The following is a 23,499-nucleotide window of genomic DNA, read 5'->3' as shown; positions in this document are numbered from 1 at the left end:
GGCAAAATCGCCGGTCCGGACCTTGCGCGTCCGTGTCCGTCTCGCCGCCAGGCGTTGAATGGCGCTTACTCACCTGATGCTCAGGTGTCACACCCCTCTCTGGTGTAAGGTGAGATTTTTCACTGAAAAACCGATTTATCTTCACAGCATCATGTAATAATGATCTTTATTGTCGGTAAAGCGTGCCGGTTAAACAACCCCTGACCGAGTATTTCGCCGGCATTTGTTTAAAGAGGAGTAAAGGGTGGCGCACAATTTCGACAAAACTACGCGCATTACGCAAAGTGAAGCGCTGCCGGGACGCATGACGCCAATGCCAGTCGCTACCACGCATGCGGTGCTGCACCATTCTATGAGCCATGTGCCGGCGGGAATGGCGGTAGCCCTTTTCGCCATGGGCTGTTTCTGGGGCGTGGAGCGACTGTTTTGGCAACAGTCCGGCGTGTACAGTACTGCGGCAGGCTACACCGGCGGTATACCCCCAACCCGACCTATCGCGAAGTGTGCAGCGGCCAGACCGGTCATGCTGAAGCAGTAAGGGTGGTGTTTGATCCGCGGGTTATCACCTATGACACCTTGCTCGGGTTATTTTGGCAGAACTATGATCCCACTCAGGGCATGCGCCAGGGTGGCGATGTTGGTACCCAATACCGCTCCGCGCTTTTTCCTCAGGACGACGCGCAGCGGGAGGCCGCCCGCGCAAATTTGGCGGCCTTCGCCCAAGCGATGGCCGCTGCCGACGATGACCATCCTATCACCACCGCCCTCGAAGCTGTGGCGCCCTTTTATTATGCCGAGGACGAGCATCAGCAATATTTACATAAACATCCCGACGGCTACTGTGCCCTCGGAGGCATTGGCGTATGCCTGCCGCCGGCGCGCTAAGCCGTATTGGCGGCCCAGCGACAGTCGCTGCTATACTGTCCGTGCGACACGGCCACCGTGGCGTTGAGGCGATATGCGCACGCAAATTCGCCCTTAGCGGGCGCCAACTCTTCCTATCAGCCCGAAGTGGTTAACTTATTGCTAAACAGTTCTTTGCTTATTCTGCTTCTGATTGCAGTAAGCGCCTTTTTCTCGATATCAGAGATATCGCTGGCCGCCTCGCGCAAAATCAAATTGAAATTGCTGGCCGACGAAGGGGATATCAATGCCCAGCGCGTGCTCAAATTGCAAGAGATGCCGGGCGTCTTTTCTACCGTCATTCAAATCGGCCTCAATGCCGTGGCCATTTTGGGCGGCATCATCGGCGACGCCGCCTTTTCCCCCTGGTTTGCCACGGTATTCGCGCACTTTATGTCCCCCGAGCTGGCGGAGCAACTCAGCTTTATTTGCTCGTTCTCGCTGGTGACCGGCATGTTCATTTTGTTCGCCGATTTGACCTCGAAACGCATCGCGTTGATCTCCCCGGAAATTTATGCCGTCAGATCATCAACCCAATGTGCTTCTGCCTGCTGGTATTCCGTCCGCTGGTCTGGCTGTTCAACGACCTGGCCAACGTCATTTTCAAAATGTTGAAACTGCCCATGGTACGCAAAGACGACATTACCTCCGACGATATTTACGCGGTGGTCGAGGCCGGCGCGCTGGCCGGCGTATTGCGCAAACAAGAGCATGAACTTATCGAAAACGTCTTTGAGCTGGAATCGCGCACCGTACCTTCCTCGATGACCTTGCGCGAAACCGAGGACAGCATCAAAGAGAAAATAGCTACTCATCCCCATTCCAAATTTCTGGTGTGCGACGCCACCATTGATCACATCGTCGGCTATGTCGACTCGAAAGACTTGCTTAACCGCGTCCTGGACAATCATAGCCTGGCGCTCAATAGCGGCGTGCAGATCCGCTCGGCACTTATCGTACCTGACACACTGACCCTGTCCGAAGCGCTGGAGAGTTTTAAAACCGCCGGCGAGGATTTCGTGGTCATCTTGAATGAATATGCACTGGTCGTCGGCATCATCACCTTGAACGATGTGATGACCACCCTGATGGAGACTTGGTAGGCCAAGGACTAGAGGAACAGATCGTCGCCCGCGACGAGAATTCCTGGCTGATTGAGGGGGGAACCTCGATTGATGATGTCATGCGGGTGCTGCACATTGATGAGTTCCCACAATCCGGCAATTACGAGACCATCGGCGGCTTCATGATGTTTATGCTGCGCAAAATTCCTAAACGTACCGACTTTGTGCTCTACGCCGGCTACAAATTTGAAGTGTGGATATCGACAGCTACAAGATAGATCAGCTGCTGGTGACCCGCGTCGAAGAAAAAGCGTCGCCGCTGCTGTCGCAGGCGTCCGACAATAGCGCCCATGTGGCCTGAGATTAACGGCGGCCATCAAACGGCCTGAATGGGGCATCTTGCCCCCTGGCGTGGCCGCAAACGCTCGCCGCGCCTGCCGACTCTTCAGCCTGACTACGGCAGAGGTTCAGACGGCGGCGGCATTTCCCTCACTGCTGCGCGGCGGAGGCATAAGTATACGGCGGCAGTTCACCGTAAAAAGCGTTTTTAAGCCATATCCAGCTGGAGCCGCATTACCTGGCGGTTGACTTCAGACATAACGCTGAAATGCTGTTTATCCCGCACCTTAGGCAGCAAAATTTTGCCTTTATCAAATTCAAAAGCACCGATGCCTTTGATGTAAAGTCGGCCGCGAAATAAGGTCTTAACGTAAGTGGCTACTTTTATGGCGTTATAGCGATGGAAGATTCTCATTTTTGTACTTTCCTCCTACAGGGTTACTTCTTCCTATGGTACTGATTACCGCGATTGGAAATCCGGTAACGCTACCTAACTACACCTTATCTGAGTGGTAAGTTGTGCTTTAGTTCACGCTCTTACAGGATGCATTACTGCTTTTACATATTTTGACAGTAGGGTATAAAATTCAATTCCCTAGAAACAGTATAATTATCCTAAAGTGCTGTCGTTGTGCATGTATACCCGGCCGTGCCGGAGATGGCCCGGTGAGTTTCTACTATCAGGAGTTTTCTATGCGCTCTCTCATTAGCATGCCGCTTTGTTGTCTCGTATTTTCCTTTAACCTGCACGCGCACCTGCTGCGTCCCGGTGAACCCATGCCACCGATGCAGATCATGCAGCCGGGTGAGCTTCTTCACGATCATAATGAGTTTAGCCATCAATCCTGGAACAGCACGCGTCTTGGCGGGAAAATTTGCCTCATTCAGCATATCGCCGCCCGTGCCTCGGTGCGTGAGATGAATGCCGCATTAATAGAAACCCTACGCAAAGCCAGCCTACCTCGGGATTATTACCAAACGACGACAATCGTGAATCGCGGCGATGCTTTTTTTACTACAAGCTGGTTTATCCGCCATCAAATTGAGGCCAGCCAGCGCCGCTACCCCTGGTCGTAAATCATTGAAGATGCAGACAGCGTAGTGCTTAACGCGCGCGGCCTCAGGCCGGGGGGCAGCCGGGTCACGGGGACCCTCAGCCAACCGCGGCGTCACCGCCGGGCTCAGAACAGCGACACCCTGAAGCCGGGATTGAGGAAAGACTCGCGCGGGGTGTAATCCAGCGGCCGTCCCTGCCAATCATTGACCTGGGCGCCGGCCGCCACCGCCACCGCGTGTCCTGCGGCGGTGTCCCAGACGTTGGTCGGCACGAAACGGGGATAAAGCTGTGCTGTGCCCTCCGCCACCAGACAAAACTTCAGCGAGGAACCAATCGTCACCGTTTGGTGCTCACCCAGATGGGCCAGATAATCCTGCAGCTCCGCATTGTTGCCATGAGAACGGCTCACCACTACCAGCGGCGGACGCGCCTCTTTAACTTCGATCGTCTGTTGTTTGCCATTCTCGTCGATTCGCCAGGCTTTGCCATTCGCGGCGGCATAAAGCCTATCGGTCACAGGGGCATAGACCACGCCTATCACGGGCTTACCTTCCTCAATTAACGTGATATTGACGGTGAATTCGCCGTTACGACGCAGGAACTCTTTGGTGCCGTCCAGGGGATCTACCAGCCAGAAACGGCGCCAGTGCTGACGAAGGGACCAGTCCGGCGGATCTTCTTCAGAAAGGAGGGGAGTATCCGGCGCCAGCGCATGCAATCCGGCGGCAATGACCCGATGCGCGGCCAGATCGGCGGTGGTCACCGGCGAGTCATCTTGCTTCTGATCCAGCTCCAGCGGTTTGTCGCCGTTGTAGACCTGCATAATAGCCGCGCCTGCCTCGCGGGAAAGCGCGATGATGTGTTCAATCATGATACACCTCGAAGATGAGCCTTACGTAATCATAGTATTTTTTGCCCGGCGTGATAATGCTTCAACACACTGCGGCGCAGAAGTTCAAACCGCCGCGCCGCCGAGAAGCCGCCGGCGCGCGGGAAGGGCAGCTGTTCGGCGCGCTTGTCAGGTTTACAGGATTTCCAGCAGTTCCACTTCAAAAATCAGCGCGCTGAAAGGAGGAATGGACGCGCCCGCGCCACGCTCGCCGTAGGCCAGTTTGTGGGGGATATACAACTCCCACCGGGAGCCGACGGGCATCAGCGTCAACGCTTCGATCCAACCGACAATCACGCCGCTGACCGGGAATTCCGCCGGCTGACCACGCTCAACCGAACTGTCGAATACGGTACCATCCAGCAGCCGGCCGGTGTAATGCACCCGCACACGATCCTGCCGTGAGGGGATAGGACCCTCGCCTTGTGTCAGCACTTTAAACTGCAGGCCCGATTCGGTCAGATTTACCCCTTCCTTGCCGGCATTGTCCGCCAGGAATTTATCGCCTTCCACCGCCAGATGCTGCTGGCGCTCCTGACATACCGCATCGGCACGTTCGTGGACGGTACGCAGCGCGCGATGAATCACGTCCACCGGTACCGCCGGGGCATTGCCTTCCAGCGCATCGCGCAAGCCGGTCAGCAGGGAATCGGGCAACAGACCTTCTAAACCGGATTCCACCAGTTGCTGGCCTACCTGGAGGCCGATACCGTAGCTCGCCTGTGCTTCTACGCTGTCTAAAGAAGAGTTGGTCATGACTTTTCCTTGATATCTTAAAAAGCGAAAGGCGCAGCATAACAGCGCGGGCGGTTGGGGTAAAATTCCGCGTGCAATTAGTATGACACCTCCCTTTAACCGCAAAGCGCGGTATGAAATAGGCATGGAGCTTCATCCTTCGCCGCTCTATACTTCATCGGGTTACGGCAACAGTTTTGCAAGAGAGGTCATCATGGGCAGAATCGCGCCTAGGAAGAATACGTCCCTGGGCTTTTCGCTGCCGGGACTGGACGGCCTGCGGGAGAAATGGCGTCGCCGTTTCGGCCACGATGATGACGTCAGCCAGGCGGCCGGCGAGGACGATAAGCGCGCGCTACAACAAATTCCCGACGGACAGGATGGGTCCGCCACAACCTCGTCGCAGGATGCATCCTACGCCCTAGCCATCGGCAGTGCAGTGGACGAGGACGAGCCGCAACCGACCCCCATCGGCAGAGCTGGCGCCACGACCGGAGACGAGCCCTTCACTACGCCCCTAGGCAGCACCGGTCATCGCCCTGACTATCTGGCAGAAGTGCCGCCGCGGACGGAGTCACCCCCCCGCCCCGCCCTACTTGGGCGCGGCACAGCGCGGGAAGACGCTGTTGGCGACATTGTGGCATCTGCCGGACGATTTTATAATGGATGGGCCCGCAGATGCCACCTGCGTCAACGGTCCGCAACGACACGCCGCCTGTGCCCACATGCAGGCCGAGCTGGTGGACAACAGCGCCGTCGCCGGCAGCACGGATAACCGCCATGCAAACCTACCGCATCGCCGATGGCCAGACGCTGGCACAGCTGTTTCGCGCGCATAATTTGCCGGTGGCGGATGTCTTTGCCATGGCGCAGGTGGAGGGTAGCAATAAACCGTTGAGCAGCCTGCAGGCCGGGCAGGAAGTGCGGATAGTCCAGAATGCGCAGGGTGTGGTAACGCTGCTGGAGATTGAAACCGGTGCCGCAGGTCCGGTGCGTTTTTCGCTACAGCCCGACGGCAGCTACCAACAGCGTTAATCGTGCCATCAGCTGCGCCGCTCCTTTTACCACCAGCGCTAGCCATACATCGCCGGCGTCGATAGTCAGGCTGACGCAGCGGCCATCGTCTTATCGTGTCATCCTGATCGGGCCCGATCGGAAAAGCAAAACGCCGGCACAGGGCCGGCGTTTTAACCTCACATAATCTTGCGATTACGCTTCGGGAACAATCACCACATTCAGGCTGGCGAAAACTTCGCTGTGCACCTGGATGCTGACATCGTGGTCACCGGTCGTGCGCAGAACACCGTTCGGCAGACGCACTTCGCTTTTGGAGACGTTAATGCCTGCAGCGGTGATCGCGTCGGCGATATCGCGGGTACCGATAGAGCCGAACAGTTTACCTTCGTCGCCTGCTTTAGACGGGATGGTGACGATGCCCAGTTCATTGATTTTCGCAGCGCGTGCTTCAGCCGCAGCCTGGGTTTCCGCTAGTTTGGCTTCGAGCTCGGCGCGGCGCTCCTCAAAATATTCCACGTTTTTCTTGGTGGCCGGTACGGCTTTGCCCTGCGGCACCAGGTAGTTACGAGCGTAGCCCGCTTTAACGTTAACCTGTTCACCCAAACCGCCCAGGTTGGCGACTTTATCAAGCAGAATAACTTGCATTACCTTATCCTCTCAAAGACTTAGTGGACGATGACCGATTACTGATGACGATCAGTGTACGGCAACAGGGAAAGGTAGCGCGCACGCTTGATTGCGCGGGCCAGCTGACGTTGGTATTTGGCGCGAGTACCGGTAATACGGCTCGGGACAATTTTACCACTTTCGGTGATATAGTTTTTCAGCGTAGCGATGTCTTTATAGTCGATCTCAACAACGCCTTCCGTGGTGAAACGGCAGAACTTGCGACGACGGAAATAACGTGCCATAGGGCTAGTCTCCAGAATCTATCAAATCAATCTGCTCGGTATGCAGAACTATTTTGCTGAGGCCATTGCGCCCTTGATGGCAACAGATGAACCCCTGCACAGTAATCTGCGCGCCGACCGTTATACTGCGAGTAATTTCGAGTGTCTGTTTTCCACTGACCACCACGGGGAGTCGGCACCATGCCTGGCGTGAAAAACCGGCTTCCTGATGCACAGAACGGTGCTCAAGCACGAACTGGCAATGCGGAATACCTGACGGGCTGACCTTTCGGATGGGTGTCTTGCACACGGTGCCCGACAGCATCAGACGGTTCGCCGTCATCATCGATTACTCTTCAGAATCCCCAGCATCAGAGTCTTCGTTGGTTTCAGTAGCGAAATCTTCACGGCGCTCGCGGCGTTCATCTTTCGCTTTAACCATCGGAGACGCTTCAGTCACCGCGTGCTTAACGCGCATGATCATGCTGCGGATAACGGCGTCATTGAAGCGGAAAACTGTTTCCAGCTCGTCGATCACTTCCTGCGGCGCTTCTACGTTCAGCAGAACATAGTGGGCTTTGTGCAGTTTGTTTATCGGGTAAGCCAGCTGACGGCGGCCCCAGTCTTCCAAGCGGTGGATCTGGCCTTCAGCACCGGTAATCAGGGCGCTGTAGCGTTCAATCATGCCGGCAACCTGTTCGCTTTGGTCAGGATGAACCATAAAAATGATTTCGTAATGACGCATAGAATTGCTCCTTACGGATTATTCAGCCTCCTGTCAGGGTCAACCGCGGCCCATGGAAGCAAGGAACGTGATAAGTGTACGGTCGAAAAATGACATTCAATTCTACTTATCCGGCCGGCCAAACACAAGGACCCGCTGTGGATTATTTCCGCTATCGACGTCAAAGCGCCAGCGTTGCGGGCGTTAGGCTAACGTTGGCCATAGGGCTTCAGGCTTTGGGCCTCAAGCAGCCGGCGCTATAGAGCCTCGCGGAAAAAAGCCGCAGTTGCCGCGAGCGCACCCACGGTGATTTTGTGACTAATGTCCGGCTCGGTAAGATAGCGCACCCGATGATGACCATCCCGCGCGCTCTCCGCCGGCGGCACCAGCGGATCCGCCTCACCGTGCCAAAGCAGCAACGGCCGGTCATGCAGCTTATCCAGCCGCTGAAACACATCATAGTCCGGCGCATCCGGCGTCACCGGCGGAAACAGGGTCCGGCTAAGGCGCATAAAATCCCCTGACCCCATCAGCGCCGCGGCGGACAACAGCCAGTCAAAGCGCGCCAGTGCCCCCAGTGCGGTCATGCCGCCCATCGACGCGCCGGCCGTCAATCTGTCCAAGCTGATGATAATGCGTATATAGCGCAGGCAATTCATCGATGTTTTTGCGTAGAATATCCCAAAAATGCCGAAGGCGGCGTTGCTCATCACCGTCAAAAAGGGCACCATGCATAAGAGCATCCGGCAGGATCACACGGAACCCGGTCTGCGCCAGCGCATAGCCGAAATAGCTATGATCTCTTTGGACGAGATGTAGCCATGGTAAAAGAACAGCGTCGGCAGCGGTGAGGCATAACCGCCCGCCGGCATCGCATGTATCACTTCGATGTCGCCGACGTACTCCTGATGCATCTCGACCATGGGGCCTCCCGTTCGCCGTCACACATACGCTACGCCGTCCTGTCGCCGCAGCGTCCGGTCATTACCATAATCACTGCAGACCGGTTTCGCTATACTTTAATCACCTATGCATTGCGGATATTTGGCTATGAAATGGCTTACTACACTGATCCTTTTTTGCGGCCTGCCGTTAGCGGGGTGCAGCGTGTTGAATGGCAAACCGGCGTCGCCGCCGGCTCCGGAAAAACAAGCGGTCGAAATCAGCCGCAATATGGTGGGTTCGCTGACGCGGGCGGGCAAGGTCACCGTGGATGAACACGGCAGCCCCATGGACGCTAAAAACGCCCTTCAGCGCCAGGCGGATGAACATCAGGCGCGCTACTACCAGATCCTGATGATCGATGAGACGGTGACCCCCGGCGTCTGGCACGGCGAGGCGATTCTTTACCGCTAGCGTGCGCCGGCGGCCGCAGGGTTACTTCTGCCACCGCTGCCGCACGGCTTCAAACAGGGATACCCCAGCGGCAACCGACACATTGAGTGACGAAACCGTTCCGGCCATGGGGATGCTGATGAGCTCATCGCAGTGTTCTCGCGTCAGGCGACGCATCCCTTCACCTTCCGCACCCATGACCAGCGCCAGCGGCCCGGTCAGTTTACTTTGATAAAGATGGTGGTCCGCTTCGCCGGCAGTGCCGACTATCCACACATTATGCTCTTGCAGCAGACGCAGCGTGCGCGCCAGATTGGTCACGCGGATAAGCGGTACGGTTTCCGCAGCGCCGCTGGCCACTTTCTTGGCGGTGGCGTTAAGCGGCGCCGCGCGATCGCGCGGTACGATCACCGCATGCACCCCGGCGGCGTCGGCACAGCGCAGGCACGCACCCAGGTTATGCGGGTCGGTGACGCCATCAAGCACCAACAGCAGCGGCGCGGCCTGCTGCGTCAGCAGCGCCGGCAGATCGTTCTCCTGGTATTGCCACCCTGCCTGCACCCGGGCGACGATGCCTTGATGAACGGCACCTTCCGCCTTCTCATCCAGCCACTGGCGGCTCACCATCTGGATAACGATGCCCGCGTTCTCCAACTGCTGAAGCAGCGGCTGCAAACGGCGGTCGTCACGCCCTTTTAGCAGATACACATCCAGGAAACGCTGGGGATCACGCTCCAGCAGGGCTTGTACGGCATGAATACCGTAAATAATTTCGCTCATGATGTTCTTTCATCGTCAACGGGCCTGGCTGGCCCGTTTGGGTTATGCCAATTAACGTCGCTTGCCGACACTCAGCTTTCTGAATGACCGGACGCCGCGGCGCGTTTTACCGCCGGCGGCTTTATTGCGTGATGCACCGTCCTTGGACGGTTTTATTACAGGGCGCTTCCTCAGCGGCCGGTTTAGCCGGCGCGGAAAAGGCGTGGCCGCTCTTGCCACGTTTTGCGCCTCTCTGCGCCGTCGGGGCCGGCTGGCCGCTGGGGAACGGCTGCGACGCGTTTTGTCCACCGCCGCGCTGGCGCTTACCGCGCACACCGCCGGGCTTGTCGCCCCCATTTCCCGTCCCCGCCGCGGTTCGCCTGCTGCTGACGCTGGCGCGCGGTTTTGCCTACGCCTCGCGACTGACGGCGGCTGGAAATCAAGGAAAAATCGATTTTGCGCTCGTCCATATGCACGGCTTCGACGCGGATCTCCACGGCATCGCCGAGCCGGTACACTCTACCGCCGGATTCCCCTATCAACCGCTGGCCAATGTTGTCATGACGATAATAGTCATTGTCCAGCGACGAGACATGCACCAGACCATCGATAAACAGTTCATCAAGACGCACAAAAAAGCCAAAGCTGGTCACGCTGGTAATAATACCGCTAAACACCTCACCAACATGATCCAGCATAAAGTCACACTTCAACCAATCCGCCACGTCGCGGGTCGCTTCATCGGCGCGACGCTCGCTCAGCGAACATTGCTGGCCCAACTGCAACATTTCTTCCAACTCGGAATGCCAACCACCGGTCGGGGTGGCGCGGCCGTCAATCTCACCACTTTGCTGGCCGAGAAGATATTTGACCGCCCGGTGCAGCGCCAGATCCGGATAACGGCGAATCGGCGAAGTAAAGTGGGCATAGGCCTGCAGGGCCAGCCCGAAGTGGCCGCGGTTTTCCGGATCGTAAATCGCCTGCTTCATCGATCGCATCAGCATGGTTTGCAGCATTTCGTGATCCGGCCGGCCCGCGACCAGATTCATCATATCGGCATAATCCTTAGGTTCGGGTTTATCGCCGCCGCCGAGAGTCAGCCCCAGCTCGCCCAACACCGTGCGCAACGACGTGATGTGGTCATTGCTTGGCCTATCATGCACGCGATAAAGCGCTGGCTCTTTGTGCTTTTCAACAAAGCGTGCCGCGGCGATATTCGCCAGGATCATGCACTCTTCGATCAGTTTATGGGCATCATTACGCTTCACCGGCTCGATACGCTCGATGCGGCGCTCTGCGTTGAAAATGAACTTGGCCTCTTCGGTTTCAAAAGAGATGCCGCCGCGCTGGACTCTGGCCTGTTCCAGCGTCTGATACATTTCATGCAGTTGCGTCAGCGGCTTGACGAGCGGCGCGTACTGGGCGCGCAATTCCTGCTGCCCCTGCAGGATCTGCCAGACCTTGTTATAGGTCAGGCGTGCATGGGAGTTCATCACCGCTTCATAAAATTTATAGGATGAGAGGCGTCCCTGAGCAGAGATGGTCATCTCGCACACCATACACAGCCTGTCCACCTGTGGGTTTAACGAACACAGGCCGTTGGACAGCACCTCGGGAAGCATCGGGATCACCTGCGAAGGGAAATAAACCGAGGTGGCACGCCGGCTGGCCTCCTGATCGAGCGGCGTATGCGGGCGGACGTAATAGCTCACATCAGCAATCGCCACCCACAGTCGCCAGCCTCCTCCGCTGCGTTTTTTCTCGCAGTACACCGCGTCGTCGAAGTCACGCGCGTCCTCGCCATCAATGGTCACCAGCGGCAGTGCGCGTAAATCGATACGCCCGCGCTTGGCTGCTTCCGGCACGTCTTCTTGCAAATCCGCGAGCTGCTGCTCGACTTCAGGCGGCCAGACATAGGGAATATCGTGCGTGCGCAACGCGATATCCACCGCCATACCGGTACCCATATTATCGCCGAGCACTTCCACCACTTTACCTATGGCTTTGGTACGCCGGGTCGGGCGCTGCGTCAACTCCACCACCACCACGAACCCCATGCGGGCGCCCTGGGTTGCCTCCGGCGGAATCAGAATATCGAAACTGAGGCGGCTATCGTCCGGCACGACAAACGCGCTGCCGGCATCAGTGAAAAAACGGCCCACGATCTGGCTGGTTTTCGGCACCAGCACCCGCACAATGCGCGCCTCGCGGCGGCCTTTGCGGTCCGCGCCCTGGGGTTGCGCCATGACAACATCGCCATGAATGGCCATTTTCATCTGTTCGGCGGACAAATAATAGTCATCCTTGCTGCCTTCGACGCGCAGGAAACCAAAGCCGTCGCGATGACAGATGACCGTACCGCGCAACAGATCTAGACGCTCCGGCAGCGCATAGCACTGGCGCCGGGTAAAAATCAATTGCCCGTCCCGCTCCATAGCGCGCAAGCGGCGGCGCAAACCTTCCAGTTGGTCTTCGCCACTGATGTCCAGCTCTTGCGCCAGCTCCTCGCGGCTGGCGGGCTTTTCCCGCTTGGCTAAATGGGCGAGGATAAATTCTCGGCTGGGAACCGGGAATGCATATTTTTCTGCCTCTCTTTCCAGAAAGGGATCTTGTGACATCGTGCTTCTCCATAATGTCAAAACAGGTTGCCGTGCCGCTAGCGGGCACGCACACGTCTATGTAGAGCGGCGGTTAGAGCAATCATGCCGGCCACCCAGGGTGCGGGCTGATGCGATAAACCTATGGGCGCCTGCGGCAACTCCTGTTTTGCAGGCGAAATGTCAACCTGGTGTTCCGCACTACAACCGGCCGGCGCGCAACCCCAAATACTGCTGTCGTTGGCAAATTCGCCAAATCCTGGCGGGGTTAACTGTATCGGTAAAAAGGAAAACATGAACAATAAGAGTAACCTTTGAGAACCAAACAGGCCATAAGACTTGTCGATCGGCAATGAGGGCATGTGCGGTAACGGCAGGATAACCTATTGATATATAAAAACAAACCGGGACACACCCGGTTTGCTCTCTTTTTTTCTTTTCTAACATCCGGCGGCCATCAGGCGTCGAACGGATCGCGTAAAATCATGGTTTCGCTACGGTCAGGTCCGGTCGAAACGATGTCCACCGGCACGCCGGTGACCTCTTCGATACGTTTGATGTAGCGACGCGCCGCCTCGGGCAGCTTGTCGAACGCCTTCACGCCGAAGGTGCTTTCGCTCCAGCCCGGCATGCTCTCATAAATCGGCTCGATACCTTCCCAGTTTTCCGCGGCCAGCGGCGTACTTTCCACCACGCGACCGTCGGGCAGGCGATAGGCAGTGCAGATTTTCACTTCCTGCAGACCGTCAAGCACGTCGAGTTTGGTGAGGCAGAAACCGGAAAGCGAGTTGATCTGCACCGCACGGCGCACCGCTACCGCGTCCAGCCAGCCGGTACGGCGGCGGCGGCCCGTGGTGGCGCCGAATTCATTACCCTTGACGCACAGGAATTCCCCCGTGTCGTCAAACAGCTCGGTGGGAAACGGGCCGGCGCCGACGCGGGTAGAATAGGCCTTGACGATACCGAGAACATAGTCCACATAGCGCGGGCCGAGGCCGGAACCAGTAGCGACGCCGCCGGCCGTGGTATTGGATGAGGTGACGTAGGGGTAGGTGCCGTGATCGATATCCAGCAGCGTGCCCTGAGCACCTTCAAACATCATCAGATCGCCGCGTTTGCGGGCGCTGTCCAGCAGCTCGGAAACGTCCACTACCATACCGGTCAGAACGTAGGCCACCGCCAGGATATCGTCCAGCACCATTTGGTAATCCACTGTGTCAGCCTGGTAATAATGCACCAGCTGGAAGTTGTAGTAGTCCACGACCTCTTTCAGCTTGGTGGCAAACGTGTCCTTGTTGAAAAGATCGCCCACGCGCAGCGCGCGACGCGCCACTTTGTCTTCATAGGCCGGGCCAATGCCGCGACCGGTGGTGCCGATAGCTTTGGCGCCGCGGGCCTTTTCGCGCGCAACGTCCATCGCGACATGGTAGGCAAGAATCAGCGGGCACGCCTCGGAAATCAGCATGCGTTCGCGTACCGGAATACCTCGCGCCTCCAGCTCACCCATTTCTTTCATCAGCGCTTCCGGCGACAGCACGACGCCGTTGGCGATAATGCTGACAACGTTTTCACGCAGGATGCCCGAGGGGATCAAATGAAGAACGGTTTTTTCACCGTTGATAACTAAAGTATGACCGGCGTTGTGTCCACCCTGATAGCGAACAACATATTTAGCCCGTTCGGTCAGCAGGTCGACGACCTTGCCTTTACCTTCGTCACCCCATTGGGTGCCCAGTACGACGACGTTCTTACCCATCTTTTAACTTCACCAGATTGCTTAAAAATGGATTCTACCATCTGAATCCACGACTTTCAGTACTTTTTGACGCCGGTTCGCGCTGTTTTTTCGCGCTGCGATCACGCGCCCATTTTGCTACGCAACATATAGTAGATGACGCAGCCAGCGACCACTAAACCGCCGCCGAATCGGCGCAAAAGCCGATCCGGCAGCGTCGCCAGCGAACCTATCATCTTGCGCCAAACGGTGGGAAACAGCATCGGCCCCAATCCCTCCAATACCAGTACCAGACCGAGCGCCATCCAAATTGTCGGATTCATCACATTTCCTCAAAGCAAAAAAAGGCCCGAAGGATCGGGCCTGATTGACTGTGCGGGGCAACCGTCAGGGACGGCGGCCGACCACGGTATCTTCCGGCGACTTCATGAAGCGGAAGAAATCGCTTTCCGGGCTCAGCACCATCACATCATTGTTGTTGTTGAAGCTGTTCTCATACGCACGCAGGCTGCGGATAAATGCATAGAACGCAGGATCCTCGCTGAACGCATCGGCGTACAGCTTGGCGGTTTCCGCATCCGCTTCACCGCGGGTAATCAAAGCCTGACGCTCGGCTTCGGCCAATGTACGAGTCACTTCGTAATCCGCCGCGGCGCGCAGCTTCTCCGCCTCTTCCTGGCCCTGGGAACGGTGGCGACGGGCGACGGCTTCACGTTCGGCGCGCATACGCTGATAGATAGCGTCGGACACTTCCGTCGGGAGGTTGATTTGCTTGATACGCACGTCGACAACCTCTATCCCCAGCGCCGCCATACTGTTAGGATTCACCGACGGCTGAAGGCCGTTGGTTTCACGCTCTACCCGCGCGGCGGCGGAAGCAATGGCGTTATCGGCCGCGGTCGCCTGCGTCTCTTCATCGTCGCCGGACGTGCCGTTATTCAGCGCTTCGCGCACATCGGTCATCAGACGGTTGCGGGAATCGGTGACAATCCCCTTGACATCCAGCCGGCCGAGCTCCGAGCGCAGACGGTCGGAAAACTTCCGTTTCAGCAACACTTCCGCCTGCGATACATCACCGCCGCCGGTCGCCAGATAATAACGGCTGAAGTCGCTGATACGCCATTTAATATAGGAGTCGACAATCAGGTCTTTCTTTTCCATGGTGACAAAGCGATCGGCCTGGTTTTCCATGGTCTGAATGCGCGCATCAAGATTTTTAACCGTTTCGATAAACGGTATTTTCATGTGCAGGCCGGGGTTGTAAATCAACGGTTTGTTATCGCCGTCGCGCAATACCTTGCCAAAGCGCAAAACGATGCCGCGCTGGCCTTCCTGCACGACAAACAGTGACGCATACAACACCACCAGCACTACGACCACAATAAGCAATAAAGGCTTACGCATCGGTTATTCCCTCCCTTCGCGCGTGGTATCGTCACGCTGTGCATTGGCGCGTCGCTGATCCATGACCGTTCCGCTGGCGTTGCCGCCCGCGGCAGGCGCCGTCGCGGTACCGCCGGCAGGCAGCCGCAGCAGATTAAGGGCATCGCTGCCCGAGCGGGGCTTGGCATTGCCGGCCGGCGCGTTGCGTAGCATCTGATCGAGCGGCAACACCATCAGATTATTGCTGCCCTTGTCATTGACCAGAATTTTGCGGGTGTTGCTCAGCACGCGCTCCATGGCATCAATATACAGACGCTCACGGGTAATTTCCGGCGCCGCTTTATATTCCGGCAGCACTTTGGCGAACCGCTGGACTTCCCCCTGCGCTTCAAGCACCGTGCGGGCTTTATAGGCACGTCCCTCTTCCAGGATACGCTGCGCCTGACCGTTGGCGCGCGGCTGGACTTCGTTGGAGTACGCTTCGGCTTCGCGGATATATTGCTGTTCATTTTCACGCGCGGCGATAGCGTCATCAAACGCCGCCTTCACCTCTTCCGGCGGCCGGGCGGCCTGGAAGTTGACGTCCAGCAGGGTAATGCCCATGTTATAAGGCTGAATAGTTTCTTCCAGCACGCGCTGGGTGTCGCTGCGCACCACGGTGCGGCCTTCGGTGAGGATGCGATCCATAGTGTATTTACCGATAACGCCGCGCAGGGCGCTGTCGGTGGCCTGACGCAGGCTGTCATCGGCATTGGTTACTCTGAACAGGTAGCGCTCAGGGTCGGTCACTCGATATTGCACGTTCATTTCCACGCGCACGACGTTTTCATCGGAGGTCAGCATCACGCCAGACGCCGCCAGCTCCCGTACCGACTCCACGTTGACCGCGGTCACGGTGTCGATAAAGGTCGGTTTCCAGTTCAGGCCGGGCTGAACCAGATGATCGAATTTGCCGAAACGCAACACCACGCCGCGTTCCGCTTCCTTGATCGTATAGAAGCTGCTGCCCGCCCAAATGACCACGACGGCCGCGACCGCCAGACCGATATAACGACCTCTTCTACCCGGCGCGCCGGTGCCGGTGCCACCGCCTTTGTTGCCGAACCCGCTCAGCTTGCGGCTGAGTTTACGGAAGATATCATCCAGATTGGGCGGGCCTTGTTCGCGTCCGCCTTTATTGTTATTTCCGCCAGAGTTGCCGCTATTATTATTGCTGCTCCCCCACGGATCGCGGTCATGTCCGTTATTACCGGGCTGATTCCACGCCATGTTTTAGCTCCATTTTACTTTAATTAGTATTCTTCAGGCTTGAGTTCCCAAAGGACGGTCAGACAAGATAGTCTACCAACGCCATTTCCTGCTTACATAACCGATGCCAGCCGATAATGGGTAATCTTACGACCAGCCCCATGCTGCCATCTTCTTCAACCCACTCTTTTTCAATGGCCTGCAATTGATAAAAACGACTGCGCAGCCGGCCGGCCTGGGGAGGCAGACGGAGCTCATGGCGCGCAATTTCACCCGCCAGACGCTCGGTGAGCGCTTGCATCAGCAGCGCCATACCTTCACCGTTATGGGCGGAAAGCCACACCCGGACAGGACGGTTTTCTTCATCGCGATCGATGCGCGGCACAAAATCGTCGAGCAAATCGATTTTATTCATTACCAACAATGTCGGAATATCGTTGGCTTCAATTTCGGCCAATACCTGATCAACCGCGTCAATATTTTCACTAATACGCGTGTCGGCGGCGTCAACAATATGCAGCAGCAAGGTAGCCTGCCGCGTCTCCTGCAGTGTCGCCTTAAATGCCGCGACCAGGTCGTGCGGCAAATGGCGGATAAAACCCACCGTATCTGCCAGAACGGTATCCCCCACATCGCCGACATTGATGCGCCTGAGCGTCGGGTCCAGCGTGGCGAATAACTGATCGGCCGCATAAACACCGGCCTCGGTCATCCGATTAAATAAGGTTGATTTTCCGGCGTTGGTATACCCTACCAGCGAGACGGTGGGCACATCCGCGCGGGCGCGCCGGCCCTGTTCACGCTGCTTCTCCACCTTCTCTAAACGGGAAAGTATCTGGCTGATTCGGTTACGCAGCAGGCGACGGTCAGTCTCAAGCTGGGTTTCCCCCGGCCCGCGCAGCCCAATACCGCCTTTTTGCCGCTCAAGGTGCGTCCAGCCACGCACCAGACGTGTGGCAAGATGACGCAGTTGAGCCAGCTCCACCTGCAGCTTACCCTCATGGGTACGCGCGCGCTGGGCAAAAATATCGAGGATCAACCCCGTGCGATCGATAACCCGGCACTCGCACAGGCGTTCAAGATTACGCTCCTGGGCGGGGGATAAGGCATGGTCGAACAGGACCACAGACGCGCTACTGGTTTTAACCGCCTCAGCGATCTCTTCCGCTTTTCCCTCGCCGACAAAATATTTGGGATGAGGCGCCTTGCGGCTGCCGGTAACGACGTGCAACGCCGCTACCCCGGCGGAAGATACCAGGGATTCAAACTCCTGCAGGTCTTCCATATCCTTGTCTTGCGAAAAAAAAATGTGAACCAGTATGGCCTGCTCACCGGCATCGTAACGGTCAAACAAGCGTACAACCTCTCATGCGGGTATACCGCAGCTATAATCGGGCCTTAGCGCAGACAGCACGCTAAAGCACAGCGAAATGGTCAACAAGGATACGCCTTATTCGGCGTCATCGCTTTCCGGCTGCGACGGTTGCGAAGCAGGGGTGCTGCCATGGTGATAATTACTGGAACCGCCGCTCGGATTGTTATTGTGATGCGATACGGGGCGCGACGGTACGACGGTAGAGATGGCATGTTTGTAAACCATCTGACTGACCGTGTTTTTCAATAAAATGACAAACTGATCGAAAGATTCAATCTGGCCCTGTAGTTTAATGCCATTCACCAAATAAATAGAAACCGGAACACGTTCCCGACGCAATGCGTTCAAGAACGGATCTTGCAAAGATTGCCCCTTAGCCATTCTGTCTTTTCCTTATGTGCTTGTTGTTTGTAACAAGAACCATGTGGCTCTAAATAAAATAATCGTTGTAAAAAAGCGCGTTCAGTACCATCAATTGTACACAATCACCCAACCTATGCACTAACAACCTGTAATACCCTGTCGAGGGCGGCGGGCTCATCGCTATCCAGCCAATGAACATCGTGCCACCCGCGCAGCCAGGTCATCTGGCGCTTGGCAAGCTGTCGTGTCGCGCAAATCCCGCGGAACACCATGTCATCATAATCGGTTTCGTCGGCCAGATATGACCACATCTGGCGGTAGCCGACGCAACGAATGGATGGCATTTCCCTGTGAAGATCACCTCGGGCAAAAAGCGTACTGACCTCGTGCTCGAAACCGGCGGCCAACATCTGATGAAAGCGTTGCGCGATACGCTGATGCAGCAAAGCGCGGTCAAGCGGTACGATGGCGAATTGATGTACCCGATACGCCAGCGCTTCACCGGATATTTTTGTCAGTTCCGTTAGAGTGTTACCTGAAACGAAAAAAACTTCCAGTGCCCGCAACAATCTCTGCGGATCATTAGGATGAATACGATTTGCCGCAATCGGATCAATCTGTTGCAATTGCCGGTGCAACGCCTGCCATCCCACCGTTTCCGCCTCGCGTTCAATGCGCGCGCGCACTTCGGGATCTGCCGAGGGCAAGGGGGATAATCCCTCCAGCAGCGCCTTGAAGTAGAGCATGGTCCCGCCCACCAGCAACGGTATACGACCGGCCTCGGTGATCTCTGCCATTTCCTTAAGCGCATCACGGCGGAAATCCGCCGCTGAATAAGCCTCCGCCGGATCGCGGATATCTATCAGGCGATGTGGCGCCCGCGCCAGCTCGTCGGCGCCGGGCTTCGCCGTGCCGATATCCATACCTCGATAGATCAGCGCGGAATCGACGCTGATAATCTCCACCGGCAGATGCTGGTGCAACGCCATCGCCAGCACGGTTTTGCCGGAGGCGGTTGGCCCCATAAGGAAAATGGCCTGGGGCCGGCGCGGAAATGTCGGCTCAGTCATGGTTCAGGGCTTTAATAGCGGCCTCAAAATTCAATGTTACCAGAAGCCCGTCGGGCGGGGCTTTCACCCACTGCGGACAAAGCCGCTCCACCTCGGCAAGCAATTGTATCGCCCGGGAATGGCTCCAGGCGACCGATTCGTGTTGCAGCCGGCGGGCAAGCCAGACCGCAACCTGGTGATGCGTCACCGACGTTTCACCTTCCAGGTAGCCTAACAGGTCTGGAATCAAGTTTTGTAAATTTTGTTGGCGTAATGGTAAAGGTACCGCATTCAGTATCGCCTGATGAAGATGTGCCTGTAGCGCAATACCCATTTCCTGCAGCAGCGGCTGGTGGCGTTTGAGTGCCGCAACCTCTGCGTTGCGCAGCGTCATACGCAGCGGAATCAGCAGCGGCTGAGCGCTCAGCGTCTCGCTCCCCGGCGTCAGTTGGCGTTCGGTCAGGCAGCGTTCGGCAACCTGCAGCGAGAGTAGCGCCAGACTGCCTGCCGATTCCACCAACGCGTAGCAAGGCGGCACCAAGGTCAACACCCGGCCAAACGTATGCGGATTTCCGACGACGCTCTCCCCAACACTGACGTGGGCAGCGCCGCTGTCCCGTTTGACCGACGCGGCGCCGGTTGGGTCAGCCTCAGGGGGAATCAGCGTTAATTGAACCTCTTTTTCGCTCTGCCCGTGATGGGCGCCGGAGACCTGACTGGTGCCAGCGTGCCCCGCGTCGTCAGCAGAGAGCGGTGCGTCATCAGCAGCCGACCAGCCACCCTCTGCCGGCCGACGCTTAGCGAATATATCGCGCTGTGCTGTTTGTGCCCCTTGCGGCAACGGCGCTGTCTGCATCAGTTGCCGGTACAGAGCCCCTTCTTTACGCTTGAAACCCGCACCGCCGGCGTAGCCGCTGCTGCGCTCCCGCTCCTGGCCACCGCTATGCTGACGCGACGACCCCGTATCCCCGCTGATCTCTCCCCGCTGGCGCCCCGACTCAGCGCCGGCAGCCACCGAAGGCCGCTGCCCGGATGCGGCGGGCAGAGCGAAATGATTGCGCCCGGACGCCAGGCGATTTTCCGGCGCGCACGGCCCTTCCTCACCCATCGCCAGGCCAGGAGTCGTGCTTTGCTGCAGAACGATCATTACCGCCTGATAAATAAAATCATGCACTAGACGCGCCTGGTGAAACCGCACTTCGTGCTTGGCGGGATGGACATTAACGTCGACCTGATGAGGCTCCACGTCAAGAAACAGCACGAAAGCCGGCTGCTGCGTCCCCGCTAGCTGTTCTTGATAGGCCTGTCGGATGGCGTGGTTGATTAATTTGTCGCGCATCGTGCGCCGATTGACATAACTGTATTGCATCTCGGGCAGTTCCCCACCCGACTGATCCGCCACCCAGCCGTGGATAGCCAAATCGCCATGCTGCCAGGAAACGCTCAGTGCCCGCTCGACGAAAGCCGGGCCGCATAGCGCGCCCAGCCTGCGCAGATGCTGGCCGGGCTGGCTGATCGCGCGGTATTGGCGAACCGTTTTGCCGTTGTGCTGCAAAATAAACGTCACGTCGAATCGTGCCAACGCAATACGGCGGATGACTTCATCAATATGGGTAAATTCGGTCTTTTCGGTGCGCATAAACTTGCGACGGGCCGGCGTGTTATAAAACAGGTCCAGCACCTCCACCGTCGTTCCCACCGGATGGGCGGCAGGTTTCTGCGTAACCGCCAAATCGCGACCCTCAGCGTACGCTTGCCAGGCCTCGCCTTGCGCAGCTGTGCGCGAGGTTAACGTCAGACGCGACACGGCGCTGACGCTGGCCAGCGCCTCGCCACGAAAACCCATGCTGGTAATAGTTTCGAGGTCGTCCAGGCTGGCGATTTTGCTGGTTGCGTGGCGGGCCAGCGCTAATGCCAGCTCATCTTTATCAATACCGCTTCCGTTATCCCGGATACGGATGCGCTTGGCACCACCGCGTTCGATATCGATTTCAATGCGCGTCGCCCCGGCGTCAAGACTGTTTTCGACCAGCTCCTTTACCACCGACGCGGGACGTTCCACCACTTCACCGGCGGCAATTTGGTTGGCAAGCTGTGGCGGCAACACCTGTATCGGCATAATAATCGGGTTCCTCTGGCCTTAAGCGAGCGGTATGGTCAACGTCTGCCCCAGCATGACGTTATTGGACGTCATATTATTGGCGCGCTTGATGGCGCCAGCGCGCCGGCATCGGCTGCGGAGCTAACGCCCTGCGGCCGATTTTCGAGCTTTGAGCCGGTTTGCAGCGGATGCGCCAGGAAATAAGCGCGCAAGCCCAGATACAAGGCGTTGGCGATCTTATCCTGGTATGCGCTGCTACCGAGTAGCCGCTCCTCCCGGGTATTACTGATGAAACCGGTTTCCACCAGCAGCGATGGAATATCCGGCGAACGCAGGACGCCGAAGCTGGCGTGTTCCGGCCGGCGCTTATGCAGCGTACCTACCCGCTGCAGTTGGCCCAGCACCTTCACCGCGATGTCATATCCCACCCGCTGCGAGTGGCCGAACTGGAGATCCAGCACCGCCTGACTGAGATAAGGATAGGCCTGGCTGTTGGCAAGCAAATCGCCCGCGCCGCCCAGCAGCTCCGACTGTTTCTCATGCTGCTCCAGCCAGTTTGCCATTTCGCTGTTTGCGCGCCGGTTGGAGAGCACCCATACTGATGCCCCGCTGGCGCTGCGATTGGGCGCGGCATCGGCGTGAATGGAGACCAGCACGCTGGCGCCCTTTTTACGCGCGACATCAGAGCGGCCCATCACCGAAATGAAGTAATCACCATCGCGGGTCAATACCGGCTTAAACATGGCATCCGCGTCGAGCAACGTTTTCAGTTTGCGGGCGATGGCGATGGTCACATTCTTCTCATACAGGCCGTTGGGACCCATCGCCCCCGGATCCTGACCGCCGTGGCCGGCGTCGATAGCCACAACTACCGGCTCGGCGCCCGCCGACAACCGACCGCGCGGTGTCGATGTCGATGCCGATGCCGGCGTCGCCACCGCAGCGGGGCTCTCCACCACCGTCACCCGGTTGGTAAACGGATTTTTCACCGCTTTTGACGGCGGCGGCGCGCTTGAAACCGACTCGGCAGCGCGGGTCCGTGGAGCAGATGCGACGGCGGTCGGCTGCTGGCTGGTTACGGTCAGGACAACATTGTAACGCCCGCCGACCTGCCGTGTCGTGGCCTGTGAGCGGGATTTGCGGGTCAGCTCGAAAACCAGACGCAAACTCTGCTTATCGACCGACGTACTGGTGCGAATGCGCTTAATGACATTCTCGCCGCTGAACTCGAGGGGCAATCCCTGCACCGGGCCGCTCTGGCGGATATCCACCACCACCCGCTCAGGATTATGCAGCGAGAAAAAGGCGTATACCGGCTGTTGGTTAAACCCGAGCATCACCGTCGCTTGGCTGGCGCTGTTCGCGACATTGATATAGCCGAGCGTCGCCGCCACTGCCTGCCCCATCATCAAACCCACCGCCAACACCAGCATTATCCTGAACTTCAGCATCATGAAGGCGTTCCCTGTGGCGGCGCCAACCGGGCCAGAACGTGCTCACCGATGGCGCTCAGCGCTTGCGCTTGCGCTTGCGCTTGCCGGGCGTCGCCCTGATACTGCAACGTCAGCGTGATATCCGCCGCCGGCAAGACATCTTCCCCGCGTTGTGGCCACTCGACCAAACACAGGGCAGTGTCATCGAAATAGTCCCGCACTCCCATAAACTCAAGCTCCTCCGGATCCGCCAGGCGATAAAGGTCAAAATGATATACCGTCCAGCGTGGCAACGCGTAAGGCTCGACCAGGGTATAGGTCGGACTTTTCACATTGCCCACGTGCCCCAACGCACGCAGAAAACCACGGCAAAACGTGGTTTTGCCGGCGCCGAGATCGCCATAAAGGTAAATCACGCAGGCTTGCCGGCAGGCGGCGGCCACTGCAGCGCCCAGTGCGACGGTTGCCGTTTCATCCGGCAGGGGTATTACACGTTTTTCCAT

At 57.6% G+C, this 23,499-nt stretch carries 22 protein-coding genes and 4 pseudogenes; 6 read left to right on the top strand and 20 right to left on the bottom strand.

What is annotated here, in order from left to right; translation table 11 throughout:
- Positions 1 to 304: 304 nt before the first annotated feature.
- Both msrA and SGP1_RS03380 read left to right on the top strand, forming a co-directional pair.
- Positions 305 to 885 (top strand): annotated as a pseudogene (gene msrA, locus SGP1_RS03385) (peptide-methionine (S)-S-oxide reductase MsrA).
- Positions 886 to 1,023: 138 nt separating this feature from the next.
- Positions 1,024 to 2,328, top strand: a pseudogene (locus tag SGP1_RS03380) (hemolysin family protein).
- A gap of 186 nt (positions 2,329 to 2,514) precedes the next feature.
- Here SGP1_RS03380 and SGP1_RS03375 read toward each other — a convergent pair.
- Positions 2,515 to 2,721: a DUF1107 domain-containing protein gene (locus SGP1_RS03375; protein WP_011410214.1), complete on the bottom strand. Its 207-nt coding sequence runs from the start codon at positions 2,719 to 2,721 to the stop codon at positions 2,515 to 2,517.
- Positions 2,722 to 2,999: 278 nt separating this feature from the next.
- Between SGP1_RS03375 and SGP1_RS03370 the strand changes: the two genes are divergently transcribed.
- Positions 3,000 to 3,383: a YtfJ family protein gene (locus SGP1_RS03370; RefSeq protein WP_050747388.1), complete on the top strand. Its 384-nt coding sequence runs from the start codon at positions 3,000 to 3,002 to the stop codon at positions 3,381 to 3,383.
- A 104-nt stretch (positions 3,384 to 3,487) separates the two neighbouring features.
- Here the strand turns inward: SGP1_RS03370 and cysQ are convergent, their stop codons facing one another.
- Together cysQ and SGP1_RS03360 are read right to left on the bottom strand one after the other, a co-directional pair.
- Positions 3,488 to 4,234 carry a 3'(2'),5'-bisphosphate nucleotidase CysQ gene (gene cysQ / locus SGP1_RS03365; protein ID WP_011410213.1) on the bottom strand — a complete coding sequence of 249 codons (747 nt, stop codon included), beginning with the start codon at positions 4,232 to 4,234 and terminating at the stop codon, positions 3,488 to 3,490.
- Between the two features lie 153 nt (positions 4,235 to 4,387).
- The gene (locus tag SGP1_RS03360; protein WP_011410212.1) at positions 4,388 to 5,008 is read right to left on the bottom strand and encodes a peptidylprolyl isomerase; all 621 of its coding nucleotides are present in this window, start codon (positions 5,006 to 5,008) and stop codon (positions 4,388 to 4,390) included.
- Between the two features lie 124 nt (positions 5,009 to 5,132).
- Between SGP1_RS03360 and SGP1_RS31125 the strand changes: the two genes are divergently transcribed.
- Both SGP1_RS31125 and SGP1_RS23285 read left to right on the top strand, forming a co-directional pair.
- Positions 5,133 to 5,762, top strand: coding sequence for a hypothetical protein (locus SGP1_RS31125; protein ID WP_162010776.1), 630 nt, complete (start codon positions 5,133 to 5,135; stop codon positions 5,760 to 5,762).
- A 5-nt stretch (positions 5,763 to 5,767) separates the two neighbouring features.
- Complete coding sequence (locus SGP1_RS23285) at positions 5,768 to 6,022, top strand: LysM-like peptidoglycan-binding domain-containing protein (protein WP_050747386.1); 255 nt, start codon at positions 5,768 to 5,770, stop codon at positions 6,020 to 6,022.
- 174 nt (positions 6,023 to 6,196) lie between these two features.
- Here the strand turns inward: SGP1_RS23285 and rplI are convergent, their stop codons facing one another.
- From rplI to yjfP, 5 genes and pseudogenes are all read right to left on the bottom strand, one after another.
- The gene (gene rplI, locus SGP1_RS03350) at positions 6,197 to 6,649 is read right to left on the bottom strand and encodes a 50S ribosomal protein L9 (protein WP_011410211.1); all 453 of its coding nucleotides are present in this window, start codon (positions 6,647 to 6,649) and stop codon (positions 6,197 to 6,199) included.
- A 38-nt stretch (positions 6,650 to 6,687) separates the two neighbouring features.
- The gene (rpsR, locus tag SGP1_RS03345; protein ID WP_011410210.1) at positions 6,688 to 6,915 is read right to left on the bottom strand and encodes a 30S ribosomal protein S18; all 228 of its coding nucleotides are present in this window, start codon (positions 6,913 to 6,915) and stop codon (positions 6,688 to 6,690) included.
- Between the two features lie 4 nt (positions 6,916 to 6,919).
- Positions 6,920 to 7,237, bottom strand: a complete 318-nt coding sequence (gene priB, locus SGP1_RS03340; protein ID WP_041867358.1) for a primosomal replication protein N — start codon at positions 7,235 to 7,237, stop codon at positions 6,920 to 6,922.
- A gap of 6 nt (positions 7,238 to 7,243) precedes the next feature.
- Complete coding sequence (rpsF, locus tag SGP1_RS03335; RefSeq protein ID WP_011410208.1) at positions 7,244 to 7,639, bottom strand: 30S ribosomal protein S6; 396 nt, start codon at positions 7,637 to 7,639, stop codon at positions 7,244 to 7,246.
- 236 nt (positions 7,640 to 7,875) lie between these two features.
- Positions 7,876 to 8,541: pseudogene (gene yjfP, locus SGP1_RS03330) on the bottom strand (esterase).
- Positions 8,542 to 8,668: 127 nt separating this feature from the next.
- Here yjfP and bsmA point away from each other — a divergent pair.
- Positions 8,669 to 8,974 (top strand): biofilm peroxide resistance protein BsmA, encoded by a 306-nt coding sequence (bsmA, locus tag SGP1_RS03325; RefSeq protein WP_041866610.1) that lies wholly within the window; start codon positions 8,669 to 8,671, stop codon positions 8,972 to 8,974.
- 21 nt (positions 8,975 to 8,995) lie between these two features.
- Here bsmA and rlmB read toward each other — a convergent pair whose 3' ends face one another.
- From rlmB to tsaE, 12 genes and pseudogenes are all read right to left on the bottom strand, one after another.
- Entirely contained in the window at positions 8,996 to 9,733 is a 738-nt protein-coding gene (gene rlmB / locus SGP1_RS03320) for a 23S rRNA (guanosine(2251)-2'-O)-methyltransferase RlmB (protein WP_011410207.1), read from the bottom strand.
- A gap of 302 nt (positions 9,734 to 10,035) precedes the next feature.
- Positions 10,036 to 12,330, bottom strand: coding sequence for a ribonuclease R (rnr, locus tag SGP1_RS03310; RefSeq protein ID WP_011410206.1), 2,295 nt, complete (start codon positions 12,328 to 12,330; stop codon positions 10,036 to 10,038).
- A gap of 436 nt (positions 12,331 to 12,766) precedes the next feature.
- Positions 12,767 to 14,065 carry an adenylosuccinate synthase gene (locus tag SGP1_RS03300; protein WP_011410205.1) on the bottom strand — a complete coding sequence of 433 codons (1,299 nt, stop codon included), beginning with the start codon at positions 14,063 to 14,065 and terminating at the stop codon, positions 12,767 to 12,769.
- A 101-nt stretch (positions 14,066 to 14,166) separates the two neighbouring features.
- On the bottom strand, positions 14,167 to 14,367 hold the full coding sequence (locus tag SGP1_RS03295; RefSeq protein WP_011410204.1) for a DUF2065 domain-containing protein: 201 nt from the start codon (positions 14,365 to 14,367) through the stop codon (positions 14,167 to 14,169).
- A gap of 64 nt (positions 14,368 to 14,431) precedes the next feature.
- Entirely contained in the window at positions 14,432 to 15,448 is a 1,017-nt protein-coding gene (hflC, locus tag SGP1_RS03290) for a protease modulator HflC (protein WP_011410203.1), read from the bottom strand.
- A gap of 3 nt (positions 15,449 to 15,451) precedes the next feature.
- On the bottom strand, positions 15,452 to 16,696 hold the full coding sequence (hflK, locus tag SGP1_RS03285; protein ID WP_011410202.1) for an FtsH protease activity modulator HflK: 1,245 nt from the start codon (positions 16,694 to 16,696) through the stop codon (positions 15,452 to 15,454).
- Positions 16,697 to 16,754: 58 nt separating this feature from the next.
- Positions 16,755 to 18,029, bottom strand: coding sequence for a ribosome rescue GTPase HflX (gene hflX / locus SGP1_RS03280; RefSeq protein ID WP_011410201.1), 1,275 nt, complete (start codon positions 18,027 to 18,029; stop codon positions 16,755 to 16,757).
- 96 nt (positions 18,030 to 18,125) lie between these two features.
- Positions 18,126 to 18,431 carry an RNA chaperone Hfq gene (hfq, locus tag SGP1_RS03275; RefSeq protein WP_011410200.1) on the bottom strand — a complete coding sequence of 102 codons (306 nt, stop codon included), beginning with the start codon at positions 18,429 to 18,431 and terminating at the stop codon, positions 18,126 to 18,128.
- A 113-nt stretch (positions 18,432 to 18,544) separates the two neighbouring features.
- Positions 18,545 to 19,483 carry a tRNA (adenosine(37)-N6)-dimethylallyltransferase MiaA gene (gene miaA, locus SGP1_RS03270; RefSeq protein ID WP_011410199.1) on the bottom strand — a complete coding sequence of 313 codons (939 nt, stop codon included), beginning with the start codon at positions 19,481 to 19,483 and terminating at the stop codon, positions 18,545 to 18,547.
- The gene (gene mutL / locus SGP1_RS03265) at positions 19,476 to 21,581 is read right to left on the bottom strand and encodes a DNA mismatch repair endonuclease MutL (RefSeq protein WP_011410198.1); all 2,106 of its coding nucleotides are present in this window, start codon (positions 21,579 to 21,581) and stop codon (positions 19,476 to 19,478) included. Before mutL ends, miaA begins: the two co-directional genes overlap by 8 nt.
- A 110-nt stretch (positions 21,582 to 21,691) precedes the next feature.
- Positions 21,692 to 23,017: pseudogene (gene amiB / locus SGP1_RS03260) on the bottom strand (N-acetylmuramoyl-L-alanine amidase AmiB); the annotation flags it as partial.
- The gene (gene tsaE, locus SGP1_RS03255) at positions 23,014 to 23,499 is read right to left on the bottom strand and encodes a tRNA (adenosine(37)-N6)-threonylcarbamoyltransferase complex ATPase subunit type 1 TsaE (RefSeq protein ID WP_011410196.1); all 486 of its coding nucleotides are present in this window, start codon (positions 23,497 to 23,499) and stop codon (positions 23,014 to 23,016) included. The pseudogene amiB and the gene tsaE, both read right to left, overlap by 4 nt.

It is taken from the genome of Sodalis glossinidius str. 'morsitans' (assembly GCF_000010085.1).
Lineage (GTDB): Bacteria > Pseudomonadota > Gammaproteobacteria > Enterobacterales > Enterobacteriaceae > Sodalis > Sodalis glossinidius.
The sequence above is the reverse complement of the archived record's forward strand: the minus strand, read 5'-3'. Positions and strand labels throughout refer to the sequence as shown.

Excerpts from the sequence above, each read along its gene's own strand:
- SGP1_RS03375 (WP_011410214.1), bottom strand. The coding sequence starts at position 2,721 with ATGAGAATCTTCCATCGCTATAACGCCATAAAAGTAGCCACTTACGTT.
- SGP1_RS03370 (WP_050747388.1), top strand. The coding sequence starts at position 3,000 with ATGCGCTCTCTCATTAGCATGCCGCTTTGTTGTCTCGTATTTTCCTTT.
- cysQ (WP_011410213.1), bottom strand. The coding sequence starts at position 4,234 with ATGATTGAACACATCATCGCGCTTTCCCGCGAGGCAGGCGCGGCTATT.
- SGP1_RS03360 (WP_011410212.1), bottom strand. The coding sequence starts at position 5,008 with ATGACCAACTCTTCTTTAGACAGCGTAGAAGCACAGGCGAGCTACGGT.
- SGP1_RS31125 (WP_162010776.1), top strand. The coding sequence starts at position 5,133 with ATGGAGCTTCATCCTTCGCCGCTCTATACTTCATCGGGTTACGGCAAC.
- SGP1_RS23285 (WP_050747386.1), top strand. The coding sequence starts at position 5,768 with ATGCAAACCTACCGCATCGCCGATGGCCAGACGCTGGCACAGCTGTTT.
- rplI (WP_011410211.1), bottom strand. The coding sequence starts at position 6,649 with ATGCAAGTTATTCTGCTTGATAAAGTCGCCAACCTGGGCGGTTTGGGT.
- rpsR (WP_011410210.1), bottom strand. The coding sequence starts at position 6,915 with ATGGCACGTTATTTCCGTCGTCGCAAGTTCTGCCGTTTCACCACGGAA.
- priB (WP_041867358.1), bottom strand. The coding sequence starts at position 7,237 with ATGACGGCGAACCGTCTGATGCTGTCGGGCACCGTGTGCAAGACACCC.
- rpsF (WP_011410208.1), bottom strand. The coding sequence starts at position 7,639 with ATGCGTCATTACGAAATCATTTTTATGGTTCATCCTGACCAAAGCGAA.
- bsmA (WP_041866610.1), top strand. The coding sequence starts at position 8,669 with ATGAAATGGCTTACTACACTGATCCTTTTTTGCGGCCTGCCGTTAGCG.
- rlmB (WP_011410207.1), bottom strand. The coding sequence starts at position 9,733 with ATGAGCGAAATTATTTACGGTATTCATGCCGTACAAGCCCTGCTGGAG.
- rnr (WP_011410206.1), bottom strand. The coding sequence starts at position 12,330 with ATGTCACAAGATCCCTTTCTGGAAAGAGAGGCAGAAAAATATGCATTC.
- SGP1_RS03300 (WP_011410205.1), bottom strand. The coding sequence starts at position 14,065 with ATGGGTAAGAACGTCGTCGTACTGGGCACCCAATGGGGTGACGAAGGT.
- SGP1_RS03295 (WP_011410204.1), bottom strand. The coding sequence starts at position 14,367 with ATGAATCCGACAATTTGGATGGCGCTCGGTCTGGTACTGGTATTGGAG.
- hflC (WP_011410203.1), bottom strand. The coding sequence starts at position 15,448 with ATGCGTAAGCCTTTATTGCTTATTGTGGTCGTAGTGCTGGTGGTGTTG.
- hflK (WP_011410202.1), bottom strand. The coding sequence starts at position 16,696 with ATGGCGTGGAATCAGCCCGGTAATAACGGACATGACCGCGATCCGTGG.
- hfq (WP_011410200.1), bottom strand. The coding sequence starts at position 18,431 with ATGGCTAAGGGGCAATCTTTGCAAGATCCGTTCTTGAACGCATTGCGT.
- miaA (WP_011410199.1), bottom strand. The coding sequence starts at position 19,483 with ATGACTGAGCCGACATTTCCGCGCCGGCCCCAGGCCATTTTCCTTATG.
- mutL (WP_011410198.1), bottom strand. The coding sequence starts at position 21,581 with ATGCCGATACAGGTGTTGCCGCCACAGCTTGCCAACCAAATTGCCGCC.
- tsaE (WP_011410196.1), bottom strand. The coding sequence starts at position 23,499 with ATGGAAAAACGTGTAATACCCCTGCCGGATGAAACGGCAACCGTCGCA.